Annotated in this window: 19 protein-coding genes; 10 read left to right on the forward strand and 9 right to left on the reverse strand. The window is 55.6% G+C overall.

From position 1 onward, the window contains the following. Positions 1-4: 4 nt before the first annotated feature. From EDF81_RS01130 to EDF81_RS23850, 4 genes are all read left to right on the forward strand, one after another. Positions 5-928: a LysR family transcriptional regulator gene (locus EDF81_RS01130; RefSeq protein ID WP_123345468.1), complete on the forward strand. Its 924-nt coding sequence runs from the start codon at positions 5-7 to the stop codon at positions 926-928. Positions 929-1,035: 107 nt separating this feature from the next. Beyond that, positions 1,036-2,217 (forward strand): MFS transporter, encoded by a 1,182-nt coding sequence (locus EDF81_RS01135; protein WP_123347639.1) that lies wholly within the window; start codon positions 1,036-1,038, stop codon positions 2,215-2,217. Next, complete coding sequence (yidZ, locus tag EDF81_RS01140) at positions 2,186-3,145, forward strand: HTH-type transcriptional regulator YidZ (RefSeq protein ID WP_123345470.1); 960 nt, start codon at positions 2,186-2,188, stop codon at positions 3,143-3,145. Before EDF81_RS01135 ends, yidZ begins: the two co-directional genes overlap by 32 nt. Positions 3,146-3,330: 185 nt before the next feature. Continuing rightward, positions 3,331-3,894 carry a hypothetical protein gene (locus tag EDF81_RS23850; RefSeq protein WP_148049892.1) on the forward strand — a complete coding sequence of 188 codons (564 nt, stop codon included), beginning with the start codon at positions 3,331-3,333 and terminating at the stop codon, positions 3,892-3,894. Between the two features lie 218 nt (positions 3,895-4,112). Here the strand turns inward: EDF81_RS23850 and EDF81_RS01150 are convergent, their stop codons facing one another. From EDF81_RS01150 to EDF81_RS01165, 4 genes are all read right to left on the reverse strand, one after another. Then, positions 4,113-4,841, reverse strand: a complete 729-nt coding sequence (locus tag EDF81_RS01150) for an SDR family NAD(P)-dependent oxidoreductase (protein WP_123345474.1) — start codon at positions 4,839-4,841, stop codon at positions 4,113-4,115. A 103-nt stretch (positions 4,842-4,944) separates the two neighbouring features. Then, positions 4,945-5,661 carry a DUF554 domain-containing protein gene (locus tag EDF81_RS01155; protein ID WP_123345476.1) on the reverse strand — a complete coding sequence of 239 codons (717 nt, stop codon included), beginning with the start codon at positions 5,659-5,661 and terminating at the stop codon, positions 4,945-4,947. A gap of 9 nt (positions 5,662-5,670) precedes the next feature. Then, complete coding sequence (locus EDF81_RS01160; RefSeq protein ID WP_123345477.1) at positions 5,671-6,270, reverse strand: UbiX family flavin prenyltransferase; 600 nt, start codon at positions 6,268-6,270, stop codon at positions 5,671-5,673. Positions 6,271-6,279: 9 nt separating this feature from the next. Further along, entirely contained in the window at positions 6,280-7,764 is a 1,485-nt protein-coding gene (locus tag EDF81_RS01165; RefSeq protein WP_123345479.1) for a UbiD family decarboxylase, read from the reverse strand. Between the two features lie 254 nt (positions 7,765-8,018). Here EDF81_RS01165 and EDF81_RS01170 point away from each other — a divergent pair, with 254 nt between their 5' ends. After that, positions 8,019-8,912 (forward strand): LysR family transcriptional regulator, encoded by an 894-nt coding sequence (locus tag EDF81_RS01170; RefSeq protein WP_123345481.1) that lies wholly within the window; start codon positions 8,019-8,021, stop codon positions 8,910-8,912. Between the two features lie 26 nt (positions 8,913-8,938). Here the strand turns inward: EDF81_RS01170 and EDF81_RS01175 are convergent, their stop codons facing one another. Genes EDF81_RS01175 through EDF81_RS01185 form a run of 3 tightly spaced genes read right to left on the reverse strand, consistent with a single transcriptional unit; the run spans position 8,939 to position 11,670 of the window. Further along, positions 8,939-9,871 (reverse strand): MurR/RpiR family transcriptional regulator, encoded by a 933-nt coding sequence (locus tag EDF81_RS01175; protein WP_123345483.1) that lies wholly within the window; start codon positions 9,869-9,871, stop codon positions 8,939-8,941. 6 nt (positions 9,872-9,877) lie between these two features. Further along, the gene (locus EDF81_RS01180) at positions 9,878-10,792 is read right to left on the reverse strand and encodes a PstS family phosphate ABC transporter substrate-binding protein (protein WP_123345485.1); all 915 of its coding nucleotides are present in this window, start codon (positions 10,790-10,792) and stop codon (positions 9,878-9,880) included. Continuing rightward, positions 10,789-11,670 carry a PstS family phosphate ABC transporter substrate-binding protein gene (locus EDF81_RS01185; RefSeq protein WP_184999441.1) on the reverse strand — a complete coding sequence of 294 codons (882 nt, stop codon included), beginning with the start codon at positions 11,668-11,670 and terminating at the stop codon, positions 10,789-10,791. Before EDF81_RS01185 ends, EDF81_RS01180 begins: the two co-directional genes overlap by 4 nt. Positions 11,671-12,057: 387 nt before the next feature. Between EDF81_RS01185 and EDF81_RS01190 the strand changes: the two genes are divergently transcribed. Beyond that, entirely contained in the window at positions 12,058-14,223 is a 2,166-nt protein-coding gene (locus EDF81_RS01190) for a TonB-dependent siderophore receptor (protein ID WP_260232633.1), read from the forward strand. A gap of 68 nt (positions 14,224-14,291) precedes the next feature. Here the strand turns inward: EDF81_RS01190 and gap are convergent, their stop codons facing one another. Next, positions 14,292-15,302: a type I glyceraldehyde-3-phosphate dehydrogenase gene (gene gap, locus EDF81_RS01195; RefSeq protein ID WP_123345489.1), complete on the reverse strand. Its 1,011-nt coding sequence runs from the start codon at positions 15,300-15,302 to the stop codon at positions 14,292-14,294. Between the two features lie 78 nt (positions 15,303-15,380). Continuing rightward, positions 15,381-16,361, reverse strand: coding sequence for a GlxA family transcriptional regulator (locus EDF81_RS01200; protein ID WP_123345491.1), 981 nt, complete (start codon positions 16,359-16,361; stop codon positions 15,381-15,383). A gap of 115 nt (positions 16,362-16,476) precedes the next feature. Here EDF81_RS01200 and aztA point away from each other — a divergent pair, with 115 nt between their 5' ends. From aztA to aztD, 4 genes are read left to right on the forward strand one after another with little or no spacing between them, the layout of a single operon-like run. After that, positions 16,477-17,124 carry a zinc ABC transporter ATP-binding protein AztA gene (gene aztA, locus EDF81_RS01205; RefSeq protein ID WP_123345493.1) on the forward strand — a complete coding sequence of 216 codons (648 nt, stop codon included), beginning with the start codon at positions 16,477-16,479 and terminating at the stop codon, positions 17,122-17,124. Next, the gene (gene aztB, locus EDF81_RS01210; RefSeq protein ID WP_123345494.1) at positions 17,124-18,023 is read left to right on the forward strand and encodes a zinc ABC transporter permease AztB; all 900 of its coding nucleotides are present in this window, start codon (positions 17,124-17,126) and stop codon (positions 18,021-18,023) included. The genes aztA and aztB overlap by 1 nt, the downstream gene beginning before the upstream one ends. 3 nt (positions 18,024-18,026) lie before the next feature. Then, the gene (gene aztC, locus EDF81_RS01215) at positions 18,027-18,956 is read left to right on the forward strand and encodes a zinc ABC transporter substrate-binding protein AztC (protein WP_123345496.1); all 930 of its coding nucleotides are present in this window, start codon (positions 18,027-18,029) and stop codon (positions 18,954-18,956) included. Between the two features lie 11 nt (positions 18,957-18,967). Continuing rightward, on the forward strand, positions 18,968-20,215 hold the full coding sequence (aztD, locus tag EDF81_RS01220) for a zinc metallochaperone AztD (RefSeq protein WP_123345498.1): 1,248 nt from the start codon (positions 18,968-18,970) through the stop codon (positions 20,213-20,215). The last annotated feature ends 36 nt before the right edge of the window (positions 20,216-20,251 follow it).

A 20,251-nucleotide genomic window follows, 5' to 3' on the forward strand; every position in this document is an offset into this window, starting at 1 on the left:
ATAAATGTTCGAGTTAAGCCAACTACGATTTTTTCTGGCCGTTGCAACCGAGCTGAATTTTTCGCGGGCGGCAAAACGGTTAAATATGACGCAGCCACCGCTCAGCAGGCAGATCCAGTTGCTTGAACATCAGCTGGGCGTGGAACTGTTTGACCGCTCAACCCGCTCGGTCGTGCTGACTGCTGCGGGCCGCCGTTTCTTTATCGAAGCGCAGGATCTCTTACAGCGTGCCCATGTCGCCACGCTGAACGCGCAGAAGATGGCCCAGGGCAGCAGTGGCTCGGTCAACATCAGCTTTGTCGCAAGCTCGGTATACGAATTTCTGCCGAGGGTGGTGGCTGAAGGAAAGATGCGTTATCCGCATATCGACATTTCGCTCAGGGAGATGACGACCGGCGAGCAATTTGAAGCGCTGCGTTTACGCCAAAGCGATATTGGCCTGGTGCGTGCGCCTTCTGCGTTGACCGGTGTGCAGAGTGAGTTGCTGGTGCGCGAACCTTTCGTGCTGGCCGTGCCGTCTCAGCACCCGCTGGCTACTCAGGTGGAATTGTCGATTGCCCATCTCGATAAGCAGCCGTTTATTATGTACGCGCTCTCTGCCTGGCAGCCCTTCTATGAACTGCTGGCGGGCATGTTCCGTTCACATGCTATTCAGCCAGATTATGTGCAGCATATTGGCTCGACGCTGACGATTTTATCGCTGGTTAACGCCGGGATGGGCGTCGCACTGGTGCCTGAAAGCGCCGCCCGTATTCAGTTTGATAAGATGATATTCCGGGCAATTGCGCTGCCGGCTGGTATTGAGAGCCTGCTCTATCTGGCCTGGCGCGATGACAACGATAATCCTGCGTTTAACGTCATGCTCGATTTAATCAAAGCGTCGATGCAGCAACAGGCGGAAACCGGATATCAGGACAGGATAGGGTAGCGATGCAGGTGTTTTCCTTTCAGGAAAGTACCGTTGTCTGAATGGCAATTCACGCATCGAATCCGCTTCCCTTATCCTTGAGGCCTTCTGTAACTTCCGGGAATATGATCGTGCGCTTTCTTATCTGCAGCTTTGCTCTTGTGTTGCTCTATCCTGCCGGTATCGATATGTATCTTGTTGGTTTACCTGAAATCGCGTCAGGTCTGAACGCCAGCGAATCCCAGTTGCATATCGCGTTTTCGCTCTATCTTGTGGGGATGGCGCTGGCGATGTTTTTTGCCGGGAAAGGTGCCGATCGATCCGGACGACGACCCGTCGCCATTGCCGGTGCGCTGATTTTTATTTTTGCGTCGGCGCTGTGCGGGCTTGCTCAGTCCGGCACGGTGTTTATGGCTGGCCGCTTTGTTCAGGGCGTGGGAGCAGGGTGCTGTTACGTGGTTTCATACGCCATTATGCGCGATGTCCTGGAAGACCGGCGTCGTGAAAAAGTCTTGTCGTTGCTGAACGGTATTATCTGCATTGTGCCCGTGCTGGCACCGGTTCTGGGGTATCTGCTGATGCGTAGCTTCCCCTGGCAAAGCCTGTTTTATCTTATGGCCGGTATGGGCGCGTTGGTTCTGATGCTTTCTGTTTTTATCCTCAGGGAAACCCGGCATCAACAGTCAGCATCACGGATGTCTGAGACGCCTGTAGCAGAGTCTCTGACCGCACGCTTCTTTATCAGCCGTGTGGTGGTGACCACGCTGAGCATTTCTGTCATCCTCACCTTTGTGAACACTTCACCCGTGCTGCTTATGGAATATATGCGCTTTGAACGGAGCGGATACGCCACGATCATGGCATTGACCTCCGTCATCAGTATGGCGGTGTCCTTTACCACGCCGTTTGCCCTGAGCTTTCTTAAACCACGCACGTTAATGATGTTCTCTCAGCTCCTGTTTTTGACTGCAGGCATTGTCCTCGCGATGAGCGCCACCGATGCGATGGTGCTGGTGGGCTTATCGCTGATTTGCGTCGGTTTCCCCCTGGGCTTCGGCGTGGCGGTTAGTCAGGCGCTGGGGCCATTTTCCCGACGTGCGGGGGTGGCCAGCTCAGTGCTTGGCATTGCCCAGGTCTGCGGTTCGTCATTGTGGATCTCTGCGTCGGCAGTGGCAGGTTTTAGCTCTCTGAATATGCTGACGGGTGCCCTTGTCGGCTGCGGTATTATCAGTCTTTTACTGATTATCATTTTTCCACATAACAGATCGTTACCTGACAATGAACAAGTCGATTACCAGCCTCAATCTTAATTTGTTGGTATGTCTGCAACTGCTGATGCAGGAACGCAGTGTGAGCAGGGCAGCAAAGCTGATGAACCAGACGCCGTCGGCGATGAGTAAATCCCTGTCAAAGCTCAGGGACTGGTTTGGCGATCCCCTGTTTGTGAATACGCCCCTCGGAATTGCGCCTACGACGCTGATGATCAGTATGGAAAAGGATCTTGCCGACTGGTTACAGCGGGGTAACCAGCTTCTGGATAAAGCGAACCATGAGACGCCTGACGGTCTCAAATTTGAGATTGCAGCAGAACCGGCATTAATCATGAGTCAGTTCAATGCGTTATCCATGCAGATCTATCAGCGTTATCCTCGGGCGAGCATCAAGGTTCGAAACTGGGATTATGACTCGCTGGATGCGATAACCCGTGGGGAAATTGACATTGCCCTGACCGGCCGTGAGAGCCATCCTCGTTCGCGTGAATTGTTGAGCCTGCTGCCTTTATCGATCGATCATGAAGTCCTGTTTTCTGATTTACCCCAGGTCTGGCTACGGGACGATCACCCGGCCTTGCGCGATGAATGGGATCTGGAGGCGTTTCTGCGCTATTCCCATATCAATACCTGCTGGGAGCAAAGTGACCTGTGGGCGCTGGACTATGTGTTGCAGGAAATGGGGCATCACCGTCATGTCGCTTTGAGTATGCCCGGCTTTGAACAATCTCTCTTTGCCGCTGCCCAACCTGGTCATGAGTTACTGACGACCGCGCCTCTTTATTGTCAGCGCTATAACCAGCTTCATAGTCTGCCGCTGGTGGCGCGGCCGGTGCCGCTTGCTGCAGAGCAAGGCGACAAGTTAGCCGTTCCCTGCACAGTGCTCTGGCATAAACGCAACAGCCATAATCCGCGGATTGTCTGGTTAAGACAAACGCTTAAGGCGCTTTATAGTAGCGGACCCTGAGCGGCGGTAGTAATGAATATCATGCTGTCGTGATAAATCCTTTCGGGCATTCACTCTACTTTGCGGGGAAGATTCCAGAGTTACATTCCCGTTTCGTTTTGGGCGGAAAATGGCTTTTAACAAATGAATATTGGCATTATGGTCCTCCTGTATCAAAGTCATTTTTGAGTGCAAGGAGGCGCTATGTGAACAACCGATACCGGTGGTTGCAACCATTTAATAATCAGTTTGGCGATGGGATGGTTTATCGTCAATTTGCCATCGGTAGCACGCTCTATGCCGTTGGTTTTGAAGAGATCGAATCGATGGGCGACTTAGTGCGAAAAGGGATAGATATTCGAAGAGTTAACCCAGAGTTTAGATTTCCTGACAGCGGAGTTTGGGGTGTGGTCTTTGATGAAATAGATCCTTTTACGATGGATTTTAAAGGGTTTCAGCATATTCAGCATCCTGGAATAATGGGCGGCAGGACGCTATACAACGTTGCCAGTACAATTCTTGAACATTATACTGTTTGCAATGCGGGAGCCTATGTATTCTCTGCCGCGCCAGATCCATTTCAATTACGCAGTACGGATTTAGTCGATATTTATTGCCGAGCGCTTGGTGTTGATGGTCATAAGAAAAGCAGGCTATTCTCGACGCTCTTCACAGGCTGGCAGGCATTCAGTGATACCACAACAGGGAGCAGAGGTTATGTCATCACAACTGAAAGTTACCGATCTCCACCTTACCTCACTCTCACTTGAGATGGGCAAGCGACTCCATGCAGCTGCAGGTCGTGACATCAAAAATAAGCTTGCTGCGGGTGAGATTAAAATCGTTGATGGCCGTTACGTTGGTGAGAGTCTAAAGGTGAAGCGTCCTTCCACACGCCTGACCCGGTCAGATAAGTAACTGTTTAAGCTTCGAAGAAGCCCTTTTCGGGGCTTCTTGCCTTCATTCAACGCCTTTTTTATCACAGGCGTTAACCCAGCATAATGCCGCCATCGACGGCCAGCTGCTGCCCGGTAATAAAATCGTTCGTCATCAGGAACAGATAAGCGGATGCAAGTTCGTCAATCTCTGCCGTACGTCCCAGTGGAATAACGCTGGCGAAATGCTGTCGGGTTGCTTCCACCTGTTCTTCAGGCTGCTCACGCCAGAAGGGGGTGACGGTCCATGTCGGTGCAACGGCATTCACTCTGCCCCGAGGGGCGATTTCCGCAGCCAGTCCCTGTGCCAGCGCCTGAATACCCAGATTGCCAACGTAGCTTGCGCAGGCGTGTTGCGCCCGACCACCTGTGCCGCTGGTGAAGGTCACAGAACCTCCAGGCCTGAGCTTTTTCGCTGCCAGCTTGCCAATTAAGACATTAGTCAGGAATTTTGAGTGAATGACCTGTTCAATGGTTGCCATATCTGCGGCGAGAAAGCTACCGCCCATGGCATCGCCGATCATGGATACAAGGTGGTCAAAGGGTGGCAACCGGCTGAAACAGTCAGTTAAGGCGGTATGGTCATGCGCATCGCACACCACCAGCTCGCGCACTTTGGTGCCCTGCGCGACCAGCAGAGCCCGAGCCTGATCCAGCCGCGCCTGGCTGCGACCAATCAGCGTGATCGCCGCGCCCTGCAGGCCTGCAAGCTGCGCGACGGCAAAGCCGATCCCGGAACTGCCGCCGATGACGATAAGATGTTTTCCTTGTAGTTCAGACATTTGTTTCTCCCTTTTCATAAACAATTCGCATGTCGCTGACGTCATGTAAGCGCCTGGCGGTATTTCAGACTTAAAGCCCGGCAGACGCCGGGCAAGGTCCAGATCAGGCAATGAAATGCGCCCACAGCCATGAGAGCGGCATCACCAGTACCAGGGCCGGTAGCATATTGGCGACAGGGAATGTCTTGATGTTACTGATACGCAACCCTGTGGCGACCATCAGCAGTCCGCCTGCGCATGAGAAGTCCGCCATCATTTCAGGCGATATCATCGGCAGGATCTCCGACGCGAGCATCGCCAGTGCGACCTGAATAACAATCAGCGGCAGGCCGATAGTCATTACCGAGAAGCCGAGCATGGTGGCGAAAATCGCGGCGGTGAAGAAATCCAGCACCGTTTTGATATAGAGAATGGACGGATCGCCGGTCATCCCTTCGTGCATGGCGCCGAAAATGCCGGTGCCGCTGGCACAGAACAGCACCAAAATGGCGACAAACTTCTCGGTAAATTGATCCTGGGTTAACCCTTTTACCGGAGGCAGTACTGCATTAATCAGCGAGCGGGTGGAGCCCGCCGCTTTACCGATCCCGCGTTCCACATAGAGTATTTCGCCGATGGCCGTGCCGATAATCGTTGCCAGTACCACGGCGGGCATGTACTTCACCTGAATCACCAGATTGATGCCGAGGCCTACCGAGCAAAGCCCAAAGATAAGCGGTAAGGAGTTCTTTACCCGCTCTGAAATAGCGCCGCTTGCCAGTGCGCCGAGCAGGCCGCCTGCAATCACCGCGGCACCGTTAACATACGGTCCGATCAACATAAAATTTCCTTAGCGAATTGTATTTTCCGGCTGCGCGGGCAGTCCCTCTTCGCCCCAGCGAGGGATGCTACGCACGTCGAGGCCAAACAGGTCCAGCGCGCGCACCACGCTGTGCGTAACAATCTCATCCAGCGTTTTTGGGCGCTGATACAGCGCTGGTACGGGCGGAAAGATAACGCCGCCCATCTCCGTGACCGATTGCATATTGCGGATATGGCTCAGGTTAAGCGGCGTCTCGCGCACCATCAGCACCAGACGACGGCGCTCTTTGAGCACCACGTCCGCTGCACGCGTCAGCAGGTTGTCCGTCAGGCTGTGGGCAATACTGCCGAGTGAGCGCATGGAGCAGGGTGCCACCAGCATCCCGAGCGTTTTAAAAGAGCCGCTGGATATTGCGGCGCCCAGGTTGCCGATGGAATGGACCACATCCGCCATCGCCAGCACGTCATCAAGGTGGTAGTCGGTTTCCAGCTCGCAGGTTTTTTCTGCACCTTTTGACACCACCAGATGGACCTCAGGCCCGTGCCCCCGCAGCAGTTCCAGCGCTTTGACGCCATACTGAAATCCCGATGCACCGCTGATGCCAACAATAATGCGTGCTGTGGTCATACTGAGTCCTTATTCAAAATCCGGCAGAAAACGCTTCACATCCACGTCCATAAAGCGCGAGCGCTGGAAATGCGCCTTAAGATGGAATGGCACGGTGCAGTCAAAAATGGTCTTGCATGACATACCATCCTGGGTGATTGAAGGGCTGTAACCGGCGGCCTGAGAGGGGTCCAGCGGGTGGCAGCGCACGCCGGGAATAAACACGGTATCGACATCGCCCTGATAGCGGGTTTGCATTGCCCACATCACGTCGTCGCTGTCGAAAATATCCACGTCTTCATCGACCAGAATCACGTGTTTAAGCTCCGGGAATGCGGCGAAGGCCAGCAGGGCGGCCTGACGCTGGCGTCCTTCATCGACCGCCGCGGCTTTTTTAAACTGCATGACGGCCAGCAGCTTGCCGCCGCCCGCAGAGTGGGCAAACACATTAAGCAGTTTGCCGGGCATAGCGCGCTCAACCATGGCCAGGATGCTCGCTTCGGTAGGGATACCCGCCATATTGACGTGTTCTTCGCCAGGACCCATCGTCGTACGCCAGATTGGGTTGCGACGGTGCGTCACGGCTTTTACCTTAATCACCGGCAGCGCGGCTTTGGCTTCGCCGGTGTAACCCGGGAACTCCGGCATTGCCTTGCCCGTATTGGTATTCTGGTCTTCACGTACCCGCACATCCGGCAGCAGTTCGCCTTCGATAACAATTTCTGCATGGGCAATCGCACGCTCGTTGATGGTTTTGCACTTCACCATCTCGACGGCGTGTCCGCGCAGGGAACCGGCGATGCTCAGCTCATCAAACCCTAGTGGGGTAGTGGGTGGTTCGAAGCAGGCAGCGACTTCAATTGCCGGATCAACGCCGATGCTGATCGAGATCGGCAGCGGTTTGCCCGCCGCTTCTGCCTTCATGCGAAAGGCGTCGATATGGCGGCCAGGCGTCAGCCACATGGAAAGCTCGTCGCGGCTTTGTACGCACAGACGATGAATGGTGATATCGGATTCTCCGGTGTCCGGATCGGAGGCATAGCACAGCCCCATGGTGATATAGGGACCGGCATCCTCTTCGGTATTGGTGGGTGCGGGCAGCAGCGTGCGCAGATCGAAATCAGGATCGCCAGCGTAGTGCACCACTTCCTGGCACAGGGCATCGCCCTGGATCAATTTCGGGTCAATGGGGGTTAACACGGAGTCTTTCAGCAGATGGCCCAGCCGCTCCGCTGCACAGTCCAGGAACTGGCCGACGCGTTTGCGCGAACCGTTGATACCGATTGCAACGCGCGTCTGCGGGAAGCCTTTAATGGTGTTAAACATCATCACCGGGCCGTTTTTGCGGGTTGGACGCTGGCAGGTACCGCCTGCACCCACGTAGCGATAAACACCGGAAAGCTCAGCCTGCGGGTCGACTTCCGTGCTGGTTTCGACATATTCACCCGGCGTACGTTGCAGTAGCGCCAGCGCGGAGCGCAAATCGTGAATATCGTTCTGATTTTTATTTTTCATCAGCAATGCCTTATTAAATGGAAAGTGAGTGCTGACAAAAAAGTAAACCATTAATAATGGTGCGGACAAATACCGTTTTAATCATAACGGCTACACCAAAAAGGTATGGGCAGTGAAACAGGTATTTAAATCGAGAAGGAGTATTAAGTTTAATAAATTGTTATTAAAGCATTGCAAAGAATGTTTGCATTGACAACCTTAACGGCGCTGCTCTATAAATCGCGAAGCGAGATACGCGGAAAGGTGAATTTCAGATGGATTTAAAACGGATTAAGTACTTCTGTAAAGTGATTGAGCATGGCTCGATCAGCGAGGCCGCGCGCCAGCTGAATATGGCCCAGCCCCCACTAAGTAAGCGGATCCAGGAGCTGGAGGATGAGCTTGGCGCTTCGCTGCTGGTGCGCAGTAGCAACGGCGTAGAAATCACCGCAGCGGGAAATTACTTTTATCATCGCACCTGTCAAATCCTTAACCAGCTAGAAGATGCTGCCCGGGAAACGGTCAAAATCGCTCAGCGGGAAAATGCATTTCTTCGCATTGGTTTGACGCATCTCTTTCAGTCTTATTTTCAGCCCATTATTCTTGAGTTGTATAAACGGAATCCCGGCACGGAATTACGTATTACCGTATCAGACTCCAGTAATTTAGAGAGCTTTTTACATGATGGTCTTATTGATGTCGCCTTTATTCAAAAACCACGCGCGGATGATGCGTTTCACTGTTGCGAGTTTTCACCTGTGCCAACGGTCGCGATAATCAGTAAAAAAATAATGCCAGCGTTGCCGACAGCACCGATAGATATTTCGCAGCTGACGGCATTACCGCTGATCCTGCTGCGTCGTTACGAAGGGACGGGCATCTACGAAAGATTAATTGACCTGCTTTCCGAACATGGCAAATACCCCAATATCATCATGCACATCACCCAGCCTAAAGCGATTATCGACTGTCTGGAGTCAGGTCTGGAAGCCGCATCGCTGCTGCCTGCCTCAGAGGTAGAAGCCTATCATCTGCAGCAGTGCCATGTGGTTGAACTGACGCCGTCACCTAAGCTGTTTTTTCCGGCGATAGTCAAAATGTCTACGACCCCAGAAATCAGCGAGCTTACCGAAATTCTGAACAGCAGAGAACGTCACGCTGGCGTCTGACAAAACGCAATCGCCAGCAACACCCATCAATCCACATCATGCCTTTTCTTTCTGGGGCGATGAATGGCGGCATTAAGTTCATGCAAGCGGTTGATGGTTTTTATCGGCACGGCAGGTTCCGTCGCCGCTAAGGCGAGAACCAGCACCTCAAGACAGATCATGGGCGTACCATGAACCGGAATTCTCTCCTCTGCGGCGCTGCGCGGGATAAAAATGGTGCAGTCGGCATGTTGTGAGAACAGCGAGTTGCGCGAACCTGTCAGTAAAATAATGCGGATCCCAAAACGGCGCGCTTCTTCCAGGACGGTCGTGCCTTCACGATGCGGACTGCGCTGTACCATCATGATCAGCACATCGCCGGGGCGCATATGAATCAACTGCTCGCTGAGCGATGACCCGGTGCAGTTCAGTACGTACGCCGGTTTGCCATAGCGGTTAAACAGACGGCTGGCGTAATCGGCCAGCAGCGCTGAGGCGCCAATACCAAAGATGGCAATGCGTTCGGCGCCGTGCAGCAGGCCGGTGGCGTGGGTTATCGCTTTGCTATTTTCTTCCCCACTCAGCAGATCGCAGGTCATACGGTAACTATCAACCACAAAACCGATGCTGGCATTAATATCGGGCGAGAGTTCATGCACGGTGGACGCAATGCGTGCCGAGCTGCTGAGTGTCCTGCCGAAAATGCGGCTTAGCACGTTTTTAAGATCGCGCAGGCCGGCGAAGCCCAGGGCCTGAATCGTGCGGATCACGGTGGCATCGGATGAGCCGGTGAGCTGGGCTATCTCCATCGCGGACTTCTCCATCATGGCGGCACTGTGGTCGCCAATATACTGCGCGACCTTCAGCTGCTGCGGGGTAAGCTGTTCCCGCCGCGCCTCAAGACGTTCGGTAAAAATATTATGCTGCTTGCGTCTGGTCACTGGTCGGGCTTTTTCCACGTTTAATCCACGGTCTGTCATTACGATTTACATCTGCGCGAGGCGCTTGCGCTGGGCTTCCAGCAGGGTTGCTTCCAGCGGAATATAGCCTTCGGCGCTGTGCGTCTGGGCACCGACGATAGCCTGTCCCTCCGTTGAGAGGGTGAACGTCAGCCACGCTTTCAACAGGGGATTGAGCTGTCGGCCCGGCGGCAAATCGAAGTAGAGTGAGACATAGCTGGATAACGGATAGCTTCCCTGGCCCACGCTGGCGAGGTCTGGCAGCACGTAATCTGCACCTTCATCCGCCGACAGCGCCACAATTCTCGCCTGTTTGCTGAATGCCGCGGCATCAAACCATCCAACCGAGCCGAGACCAAACGGGTCATCTGCTACCGCTGCAAGCACGGCCTGACGGTCGGGCAGGGGCTCATAATGCGGCGGATAAGGATGGCCATCCAGATGCAGATGACGAAACGCGGTGGCGTACTTGCCATCGTCCCGCAGGCCGTAGAGATGAATGCGGCGATGCTGATACTCATCCTGTAAACCCAGCTGTGACCACATGCTGATTTCACCCTGCGGATTACCCCGGGCGAAAAGGGCGCGTATCTGCGCCATCGACAGACCCCGCAACGGGTTGCGCTGGTTGACGTAGAGCGCCGGAGGGCTTTTCGCACCGGCACGCGGACCATGTCCGGTGTAGCCGACGTGAATACAGGTTGGGGCATAGCCTTTCACCTGCAGAAATGCATCGAGCTCATACTGCCACGGCGAGCGTGAAATTGGCGCAACCCAGCTGGCATTCGCCGCCAGCGCCATAATGGCCGTAGATGAACCTTCCAGGGTGCAGGCGAACTGGATCTCCGGGTGCGCAAGGCGGAAATGCTCACACCACGGCGTAACCAGGGAATCCATTCCGTCATTGCCAATAATTGGCAGGGTAGTAACAGCAATATTCATAAGCAGTGCGCCATAAGCCTGGATTGTGAGCGGGCCATTTCGTCAGAGAGAGACGCATAGCGTGTCCGGGTGTTGATGAGCTTCTGTCCCTCAGCGGAGAGGACAAATTCGGCAAATTCGACCAGCGGCGGGCTGATTTCGCCCTGCGGATTTCGCGGCAGATAAAGATGCAGATAGCGGGTGAGCGGATAATGCCCGCTCTGCATATTCTTCAGACTGGCGTTGTAAACCTGGCCCTGTCCGTCTGAAATCGGCACCGCGCGGATCTGCGGATGTTCACGCCCGACTTCGGCAATGCCTATCGCTGTGGGGAGCGCTGCAAGCCGTTCAATTAGTGCATCGGTATCGCGGACATACTCGCCGTTCCAGCCCGGCTGGCGCTGCTCAAAGTGCTGCTGAAGAAATACGCTGAAAGGCGCGATATCGGGCAGACGTAGCGGGTGGATGCCGCCGGTTGTTGTGGTATCCAGCTGCGCCCATGTGGAGTAATCTCCCGTCAGATTGCCACGGCTAAACACCTGGCTAAGCTGCTGCAGCGTAATATGCGCCAGTGGATTGGCGCGGTGCACATAAACACACGCCGAAACAGGCGCACAAATGGCGACCCGGATAGAGAATGGCTGGCTGTTAAGCAGTTTGCGATAAGGGACGCTTTCAAAGGGGGTCATCTCACGCTCGGTGAGTGCCATCGCGCTTCGGGTGGTCATCAGATAAGCAAATACGGCGTCCTGTCCCTGCGGCGTGGACAGATAGCGCGTGCTGTTCTGGCGCGTGCTAAACGCGGTGACCAGGTGGCTGGCAAGGTCGCTGCTGTGTTCACAGGCGCCCAGCGTGCACACCGCCGGGTCCTGCGGCGTTAAATCCGCTGTATAAATCATTGAGCTCATTGCACGATTGGCCTTATACGTAATGATTTGCATTCGCACTTTACTGTTGAAAATCATCATGTAGTAGCGTGCTGTAGTAGTCAAACTCATGGCTGACTACAGATCGTGAATTTTCGTCTGCAGGCAATGACCACAGTGTCATCGCGTGATAAATAAATCTTTTATTATCAATAAAATAAAAAATCATAAAATTGATAAAAATCCCCCGCCCAGCGCGTTGACGCGCCGTATCTCAGCCGTGTTGTTTACTACTACAGGGCTTCATGCTGGAATGATAATCATTCCTATCCACGCTACGCTATCCCCTGGATAACCCGCCAGGACGAATAAAAACAACAGCAACGTCAATCTTCGCATTGCACCACCACTGAGGGAAAAATGAGCTTCCGTAATATAAAAAAGAAACGCCTGGTTTTAGCCATGGCGGGGCTGCCTTTTATTGCCTTAAGCACAGCAGGCCATGCTGAAATTAACGACACTGCAGCGCAAAGCGTCAGCAATAAAGCGGGCAACGACGATACGATTGAAGTCAGGGCGAGCGGAAGCGCCGCGCCAAGCGGCTATGCGCCGACCTATGCCGACGTCGGGGCTTTTCAGGGACGCGATATGCTGGATGTGCCTAACTCGGTCAGCGTGGTGTCCAGCGAAATCATCAAAGAGCAGCAGGCGCAGGGAATGTACGATGCGCTGCGCAATGTGGCAGGCGTAGTGCGGCAGCAGCAGAGCGGCGTTGCTTATGACCAGCTCTCTATTCGCGGAATTAACCTCGATAACCGCGCCAGCTATATGTTCAATGGCGTGCTGCCGTTTGATAACAACCTGCCCATTCCGATGGAAAACAAAGAGCGCTTTGAGGTCCTGAAGGGCGCATCAGCGCTCTATTACGGCTTTGTTTCGCCGGGCGGCGTGGTCAATATGGTCACCAAACGCGCGGGCAGTAAACCGGTCAGGGCAGTCACTTTCTCGACGGATGATAGCGGCTCATCGCTGGCGCATGTCGATCTTGCCGAACGGTTTGGCGATGAGAAGAATTTTGGCGTGCGCATTAACGCCATGAGCAACAATATTCATCTGCCGATTGATGGCGACCACGGTAATAAGCGCTTCTTCAGCGCAGCGCTTGACTGGCAGGTAAATGACAAGCTGCTGCTGAAATATGATTTTGAGAAGGTAAAAGCGCGTATTACCGAACAGGCGGCAATTGCCACGCCGACGGCGGTTAAAGGCATTGTCACCATGCCTGATATTCCCAATCCAAAGAAACTGCTGTCGATGAACGGCAAGGCGACAAAGTCAGAGGCGGAAACTCATCTCCTGCAGGCAGAATATGCCTTTAACTACGACTGGACCGGGAAGATGACCGTGGGTCAGTCACGTACCAAACGCGATCGCTGGCTGTGGGTGTTCGACAGCTATGATGCTAAAACCGGTGCAGGTACGGTGTATGGTGCCGATCAGCCAGGCCAGGATTATCTTAACCAGAACGTACGTGCTGAAGTGAAAGGTAACTTCTCAACGGGTTCCGTTGAGCACCAGTTGCTGATGGGGGGCAGTCAGAACCGACTCTACCAGCCGAGCTTTACCACCACCATGTATGCTGCGCCGCAGAATATGTACGATCCGATTACGGTTTCGTCGCTGGTGCGCTCACCCACAGGCTCGAAGAACACGCTGCGCGACCGGGACTTTAAAGAGCAGACGGTGCGCGATGGCGGCCTGTTTATGCAGGACTGGATCACCCTGAACGATCAATGGCAGGTGACCGGCGCAGTGCGCTGGGGACGCTATACCAGCAAACAACTCGGCGCTGATAGCGAGAAGGTCAAAGCGCTGACGCCTGCGGTGAGTGTGGTCTACAAAGCCACGCCGGATATCAGCATTTATGCCAGCTATGTTGAGGGGCTGGAATCTGCGGGCACCGCGCCTTCTTCCGCGGCGAATGCGGGCGAGTCGTTAAAAGCGGTGGTCAGCAAACAGAAAGAGGTTGGTGTGCGGACCCGCTTAACGGATGGCCTGTACGCTTCAGTGGCTTATTTTGAACTGACGCAGCCTTCTGCCAGCACCGGCGACGACGATATCTACTCGATCAATGGCGAAGCGCGGTATCGCGGCGGCGAGTTCTCCCTGCAGGGCGATCTGACGGCGAACACCGCCATCACCACGTCACTGATGCTGCTGGATGCGGAAGTCACCCGTTCAACGACCAGCGCGCTGGTGGGGAAAGCCCCGGAAAACACGCCGGAAAAAGCCGCTAACTTCTTTATTAGCCACAAGCTCGACTTCCTGCCGGGCGTGGCGGTGAATGCTGGTGCGTCTTATGTCGGTAAGCGTCCGGTCAATAGCCGCAACCAGGCGTATGTGAACAGCTATACCGTCTATAACCTGGGCAGCAGCTATAAAACGCGTATAGCGAACACCGATGCCACCTTCAGGTTTACGGTGAATAACGTTACCGACAAACGCTACTGGAGTGCGGCAGGCAGCGGTCAAATGGCCGTGGGGATGCCGCGAACCTTTGTGCTGTCTTCCTCATTTGAATTTTAATCGCGTTGCATCATAAAAGAAGCCCCATCCCGGGGCTTCCTTCCTGCACTCTGTTTTACGCCGGTCACTCAAACCCCACGCTTATCCATCAGTCTTGCCAGATCCACCAGTCGGTTCGAGAAGCCCCACTCATTGTCATACCAGGCGAGGATTTTCACCAGGTTGCCGCCGATCACCAGGGTTGAGAGCCCGTCGATAATCGATGACCGGGCATCGCCCTGATAATCGCTGGAGACCAGCGGCTCATCGCTATAGCCCAGAATATCTTTCAATGGACCTTCGGACGCTGCTTCGCGGAAGGCGGCGTTGACCTCTTCAGCAGTAACATCCCGCTTCAGGGTGACGGTCAGATCCACGATGGAAACCACCGGGACCGGCACGCGCAGGGAGTAGCCGGTCAGGCGGCCATCCAGTTCCGGGATGACTTTACCCAGCGCTTTTGCCGCGCCGCTGGAGTAGGGAACAATCGACAGGGCCGCCGCGCGTGCGCCGCGCAGATCTTTCTCCGGCTGGTCGTGCAGCGCCTGGCTGTTGGTATAGGCGTGAGTGGTGTTCATCAGGCCATGCTCAATACCAAAGCGCTGATGCAGTACCTGCGCCGCAGGGGCCAGGCCGTTGGTGGTGCAGCTACCGTTGCTGACCACAAAGTGGCGCGCCGGATCGTAATTCTGGTCGTTAACGCCCATCACGATAGTCAGATCGTCATCTTTGCCCGGAGCGGAAATAATCACGCGTTTAGCGCCGCCGTGGCTGATATGGACCGCGGCCTGGTCGCGGGAGGTGAAGAAACCGGTCGCTTCGATAACAATCTCCACGCCAACGCTGCTCCAGGGGATCTGTGCCGGATCGCGTTCACTAAAGACGCGCACAGTTTTACCGTCAACGCGCAGCTCGCCTTCGGCGGCTTCAACCGGCACCGGCAGCGTGCCGGACAGGGAGTCGTATTTGAGCAGGTGGGCGAGTGTTTTGCTGTCCGTTAAATCATTGATAGCCACAATCTGGATATCCGGGCTGTTAAGCGCGGCACGCAGGACGTTACGTCCGATTCTGCCAAAGCCATTAATACCGACTTTTACCATGATGCTCTCCTCTTATGCGGTGTCTGCAGTCACTGTAGGCGGTCGGCGTTATGGCGTAAATGACAAAAAAGGATCACTTTACGCCATTTTGCGGGCATGGAAGCGCAGGCGATATTCGCCGGGCGTCAGGTGGAGCTGTTTCTCAAACAGACGGCGCAGATTGATGCTGCTGCCAAAACCGGTTTCCGCCGCGACTTTATCGAGGGTATCGCGGGTCTGCTCCAGCTGATTACGGGCGGCAGCCAGACGGGCTTCGGCCACGTAGCGGGCCGGTGGAACACCGACATCGCGGGTAAAGACGCGGGTAAAGTTGCGCGGGCTCATGGCCACCCGCTCGGCCAGATTTTCCACCGACAGATCGGCGGCAAGGTTTTCCAGGATCCAGTTTTGCAGTTCGCCGATGGGGCCGCTGCCGCTGGCCTGATTCAGATGAAAGCGGCTGAACTGGAGCTGTCCGCCGGGGCGATGCAGATACATCACCATGTTCTGCGCCACGTCGCGGGCGAGGGTAAAACCGTAGTCGTCCTCCACCAGCGCCAGCGTTAAATCAAACCCGGAGCTGACGCCGCCGGAGGTCCAGACTGGACCATCCTGAATATAGAGCGGGCCAGCCTCGACGTTGACCGCCGGGAACCGCGTCTGCATCTCTTCCAGAAGTCGCCAGTGGGTGGTGGCGCGCCGGCCGTCCAGCAGACCGCTCTCGGCCAGCAGCATCGCGCCGCCGCAAATGGAAGTCACCCGGCGCGTGCTCGGTGCGGCCAGCCGCAGCCAGTCGATCACCGCGCAGCCCTCCTCGGCATTGGTACCTCTGCCGGTAATGATAATGGTGTCACGCGGTGCACGCGGGTCCAGCTCGGGCAGGCGATAGTCGGCCAGCAGATTGAGCCCCGACTGGCCGTGGATCACCTGATGGGGTTGCGTCGTGGCGACATCGATGCGATAGCGCGGCGGCGCGCCTTCTTCCGCATGCAGTCGGTTGGCCTGCATCAGAATATCGGCGATGCCGGTGGCCTCAAACAGCATACCGCCGTCGGGCACAATAATCAGAATGTCTTTCATGTCCTGAAAAGTACGCTGCTAACAAAATAAGTCAAGAAGCCTTCGGTTCATTTACAGAGATTAAGATATGTTATAACGTAACAATTGTAATTATCTGTATGGATTAATAACATTTATGACCGATGTCTCTGTCCGGTTTAGCGATCTAACCCTCGGGTATCGCGGTAAACCGGCGCTTACCAATATCAACGGCTGCCTGCAGCGTGGATCGCTGACCGCCGTGACGGGCCCCAACGGCTCAGGTAAATCCACCCTGCTAAAAGGGATCGCCGGTATCCTGCAACCTTTAAGCGGCCGCTGCACCGTGGCGGCGGGGGAGCGCACGGCCTGGCTGCCCCAGATAGCGGAACTGGACAGGCACTTTCCCGCCAGCGTGCGGGATCTCGTCTCCTTAGGCCTGTGGCCCGAGCGCGGTCTGCTGCGATGCCATCGGACGCAGGACAGACTGCGCGTCGCGGCGGCGCTGGTCACGGTCGGGCTGGATGGCTTTGAAAACCGGTCCCTGAGCGAACTGTCCGGCGGGCAGTTCCAGCGTGCGCTCTTTGCCCGCGTCATTGTCCAGGAGGCCAGCCTGATTCTCCTTGATGAACCTTTTAACGCCGTCGATAGCGCCACTACTCGCGATATGCTGGCGCTGATAGGCGCGTGGCACCAGCAGCGGCGCACGGTCGCCGTCGTGGTCCACGATCCCGACCTGGTCAGCCGCCATTTCCCGCAGACGCTACGTCTTAACGGTAACCACACGGCGGAGGTGCTGTCGTGATGGCCTGCCTTTATGACGTTCTGCTGTCGCCGTTTATCGAATTCGGTTTTATGCGCCGGGCGCTGCTTGGCTCACTGCTGCTCTCCCTGAGCGCCTGCCCGGTTGGTGTTTTCCTGACGCTGCGGCGGATGAGCCTGATGGGCGATGCCATGTCCCACGCCATTTTGCCCGGTGCCGCCGTCGGCTTTCTGCTCTATGGCCTGGAGATTATCCCCATGACCGTCGGCGGGATGGTTGCCGGTTTGCTGGTGGCGCTGGCGGCGGGCGCAGTTTCAAGGATGACTATCCAGAAGGAGGATGCGTCGCTGGCCGCCTTCTATCTGATTTCGCTGGCGCTGGGCGTGCTGGTGGTTTCCCTGCGCGGCTCCAGCGTGGATCTGATGCACGTGCTGTTTGGTACCGTGCTGGCCCTTAACGCCGAGGCACTGTGGCTTATCGCGCTTGTCGCCATCGCCACGCTGCTGGCGCTTGTGCTTTTCTGGCGGGCGCTGATGGCCGAGTGTCTCGATCCGCTGTTTCTGCGTTCGGTCTCGCGGCTTGGTTCGCCGGTGCACTTTCTGTTCTTAGGCCTGGTGGTGCTGAATCTGGTAGCAGGGTACCAGGCGCTGGGAACCCTACTCAGCGTTGGGCTGATGATCTTACCGGCGGTGACGGCTCGTTTCTGGGCCAGACGCGTTATCGGTATGTGCCTGCTCTCAGTCCTGCTCGGGATTGTCGCCTGTATCAGCGGCCTGCTGTTTTCCTTCCATTTTTCGCTGCCGTCCGGCCCGGCCATTATCCTCGCCGCCGGGGTGTTTTATCTGTTCTCGACCTTTGCGGTGATGGTGAAACATGCCCGCCCGCTGCCGCGCAGCAGCCGTAAAGCGAATCCGCGTGTTCCATTATCAGGGAGTGAGTAACCTATGAACCTTTCTCGTTATGTCGCCGCCGTCACCGTGATTGCAGCGCTATTGCCGTGGCCGCTACAGGCCAAAATTAAGGTGGTCGCCAGCTTTTCGATTCTCGGCGATATTGCCAGCAATATTGGCCAGCAGAATATAGCGCTGCGCACGGTTGTCGGGCCGGACAGCGACGCCCATGTCTATGAACCTTCTCCGGCAGATGCGATTGCGATGGCGAAAGCGGACCTGATTTTAATTAACGGTCTGCAGTTCGAAGGTTTTATTAACCGGCTGGTTGAGGCCAGCGAAAGCAAAGCGCCGGTGATTGAGGTTACCAAAGGGGCGAATATCATTCAGGATCCTGCCGGTGGACATTATCACTTTAATAACGGCAAGGCCGTTTTCCACGCCGCGCCATTTGATCCACATGCCTGGCAATCCGTCTCTAACGTCAAAGTCTACGTTAACAATATTACGGCGGCGTTCTGCGCCGTCGATAAGTCCGGCTGCGCGCAATACCAGGAAAATGCAAGAACCTATTCTCAGGCGCTGGAACGGCTGGATAGCCGTATCAAAAACGCCGTGCAGAGCCTGCCTGCCGACCAGCGCACCGTGGTGGTCGGGCATAACGCCTTCCACTATTTCGAGCGTGACTACGGCCTGCATTTCCTCTCCCCACAGGGGATCTCGACCGAGTCCGAAGCCTCTGCCGCCGACGTGGCCGGCATTCTGCGTGAAATTAAGAAAAACAGCGCCAGAGCGGTCTTTGCCGAAAATATTTCTAACCCGCGACTGGTGGAACAAATTGCCGATGAAGCCGGTATGAAGGTTTCCGGGGTGCTCTATTCCGATGCGCTTTCCGGCCCTTCAGGCCCGGCGGCAACCTATATCACGATGATGCAGCATAACGCCGCAACCCTTATTTCTGCTCTGGGCGGAAACTATCAATAATGGAGATAACGATGAACAAGCTGGCATTACCTCTGGCCATTTCGGCTATTTTATCCGTCATGGCAGGCGGCGCGGTTGCCGACGACAACGTCAACGCATGGCGCTTATTTGTCGCCGACCACGACAAGCCGACGGTGAAGGTGATCGACGCCCTGGACGGTGACACCCTGAATACCTTTACCGTAAAAGGTCCGGCGTCGTTAAGCCGCAGCGAAAGCGGCGCAACGGTGTTTGCCATACAGGGCAGCGCGAATACCGTGTCGGTCATCGGCTCCGGTATCGCGTTTCACGATCACGGTGACCATGCCGATATCGACGTTGACCCGCCGAAACTGCTCAGCGTGACCTTCGATGGCAAGAAGCCGGGTCATTTTGTGGAGCGGCAGGGTAAAGTCGCCCAGTGGTTTGATGGCGAAAGTCATGCGCTGTTCTTTAGTGAGCAGGCGGTACTGGACGGCAAAAAAGACGCGAAGAGCGTCAGCGTTGTCGCGGCCCACCACGGCGTTGCCGTGCCTTACGATGGCTATGGCGTGGTCTCCATTCCCAATCCTGAAGATGCCTCGAAGCGTCCCATCGGTGCGCGGGTGGTGGATATGGCGGGTAAAAAAGTGGGAAATGACGTCGCCTGTGCAGGCCTGCACGGCTCCGCCGGTTCCGGCGATACTTACGCTCTGGCGTGCAGCACCGGTCTGCTGCTGATTACGCAGAAAAATGCCGCACCGGAGATTAAGCACCTGCCGTATTCTGCCAGCCTGCCGGAAGGCAGCGCCTCGACGCTGATCGGCGGGAAAGGGATGCAGTACTTTATTGGCAACTACGGCCCGGATCGCCTGGTCCTGATCGACCCGACCGAAGCGGACAGCTTCCGTCTGGTCCAGCTTCCGGTGCGCCGTGTGCACTTTGCCGTTGACCCCGTAAGGTCTAAGTTTGCGTATGTCTTTACCGAAGACGGCAAGCTGCATCAGATGGACGTTATCAAAGGCGAAATCACAAAATCCGTCCGCGTGACCGAGCCGTACTCAATGGACGGTCACTGGAACGATCCGCGCCCGCGCATTGCCGTCGCGGACGATAAAATCTTTGTCACCGATCCGCTGAAGAGCAAAATCCATGTGCTGGATGCCGTGGCCTTTAAAGAGAGTGGCGAAATCAGCGTCGAAGGGCGTCCGTTTAATATTGTGGCGGTGGGCGGCTCCGGGAAAGTACACGGCGGCGAACACGGGCATGAGCATCATAACGAGGAAGGGAAGGCGCACTAAGAACGGCATGAAACCCTCGCCGATCCGTCTGGATCG

This window comes from Enterobacter sp. BIGb0383, from assembly GCF_003751845.1.
Taxonomy (GTDB): Bacteria; Pseudomonadota; Gammaproteobacteria; order Enterobacterales; family Enterobacteriaceae; genus BIGb0383.

What these genes read in the sequence shown, in the direction of transcription:
- EDF81_RS01185 (WP_184999441.1), bottom strand. Translation starts at nt 11,670, where the DNA reads ATGATTTATACAGCGGATTTAACGCCGCAGGACCCGGCGGTGTGCACG.
- aztC (WP_123345496.1), top strand. Translation starts at nt 18,027, where the DNA reads ATGAACCTTTCTCGTTATGTCGCCGCCGTCACCGTGATTGCAGCGCTA.
- EDF81_RS01170 (WP_123345481.1), top strand. Translation starts at nt 8,019, where the DNA reads ATGGATTTAAAACGGATTAAGTACTTCTGTAAAGTGATTGAGCATGGC.
- EDF81_RS01165 (WP_123345479.1), bottom strand. Translation starts at nt 7,764, where the DNA reads ATGAAAAATAAAAATCAGAACGATATTCACGATTTGCGCTCCGCGCTG.
- aztB (WP_123345494.1), top strand. Translation starts at nt 17,124, where the DNA reads ATGGCCTGCCTTTATGACGTTCTGCTGTCGCCGTTTATCGAATTCGGT.
- EDF81_RS01150 (WP_123345474.1), bottom strand. Translation starts at nt 4,841, where the DNA reads ATGTCTGAACTACAAGGAAAACATCTTATCGTCATCGGCGGCAGTTCC.
- aztD (WP_123345498.1), top strand. Translation starts at nt 18,968, where the DNA reads ATGAACAAGCTGGCATTACCTCTGGCCATTTCGGCTATTTTATCCGTC.
- EDF81_RS01160 (WP_123345477.1), bottom strand. Translation starts at nt 6,270, where the DNA reads ATGACCACAGCACGCATTATTGTTGGCATCAGCGGTGCATCGGGATTT.
- EDF81_RS01155 (WP_123345476.1), bottom strand. Translation starts at nt 5,661, where the DNA reads ATGTTGATCGGACCGTATGTTAACGGTGCCGCGGTGATTGCAGGCGGC.
- EDF81_RS01130 (WP_123345468.1), top strand. Translation starts at nt 5, where the DNA reads ATGTTCGAGTTAAGCCAACTACGATTTTTTCTGGCCGTTGCAACCGAG.
- EDF81_RS01180 (WP_123345485.1), bottom strand. Translation starts at nt 10,792, where the DNA reads ATGAATATTGCTGTTACTACCCTGCCAATTATTGGCAATGACGGAATG.
- gap (WP_123345489.1), bottom strand. Translation starts at nt 15,302, where the DNA reads ATGGTAAAAGTCGGTATTAATGGCTTTGGCAGAATCGGACGTAACGTC.
- aztA (WP_123345493.1), top strand. Translation starts at nt 16,477, where the DNA reads ATGACCGATGTCTCTGTCCGGTTTAGCGATCTAACCCTCGGGTATCGC.
- yidZ (WP_123345470.1), top strand. Translation starts at nt 2,186, where the DNA reads ATGAACAAGTCGATTACCAGCCTCAATCTTAATTTGTTGGTATGTCTG.
- EDF81_RS01200 (WP_123345491.1), bottom strand. Translation starts at nt 16,361, where the DNA reads ATGAAAGACATTCTGATTATTGTGCCCGACGGCGGTATGCTGTTTGAG.
- EDF81_RS01175 (WP_123345483.1), bottom strand. Translation starts at nt 9,871, where the DNA reads ATGACAGACCGTGGATTAAACGTGGAAAAAGCCCGACCAGTGACCAGA.
- EDF81_RS01190 (WP_260232633.1), top strand. Translation starts at nt 12,058, where the DNA reads ATGAGCTTCCGTAATATAAAAAAGAAACGCCTGGTTTTAGCCATGGCG.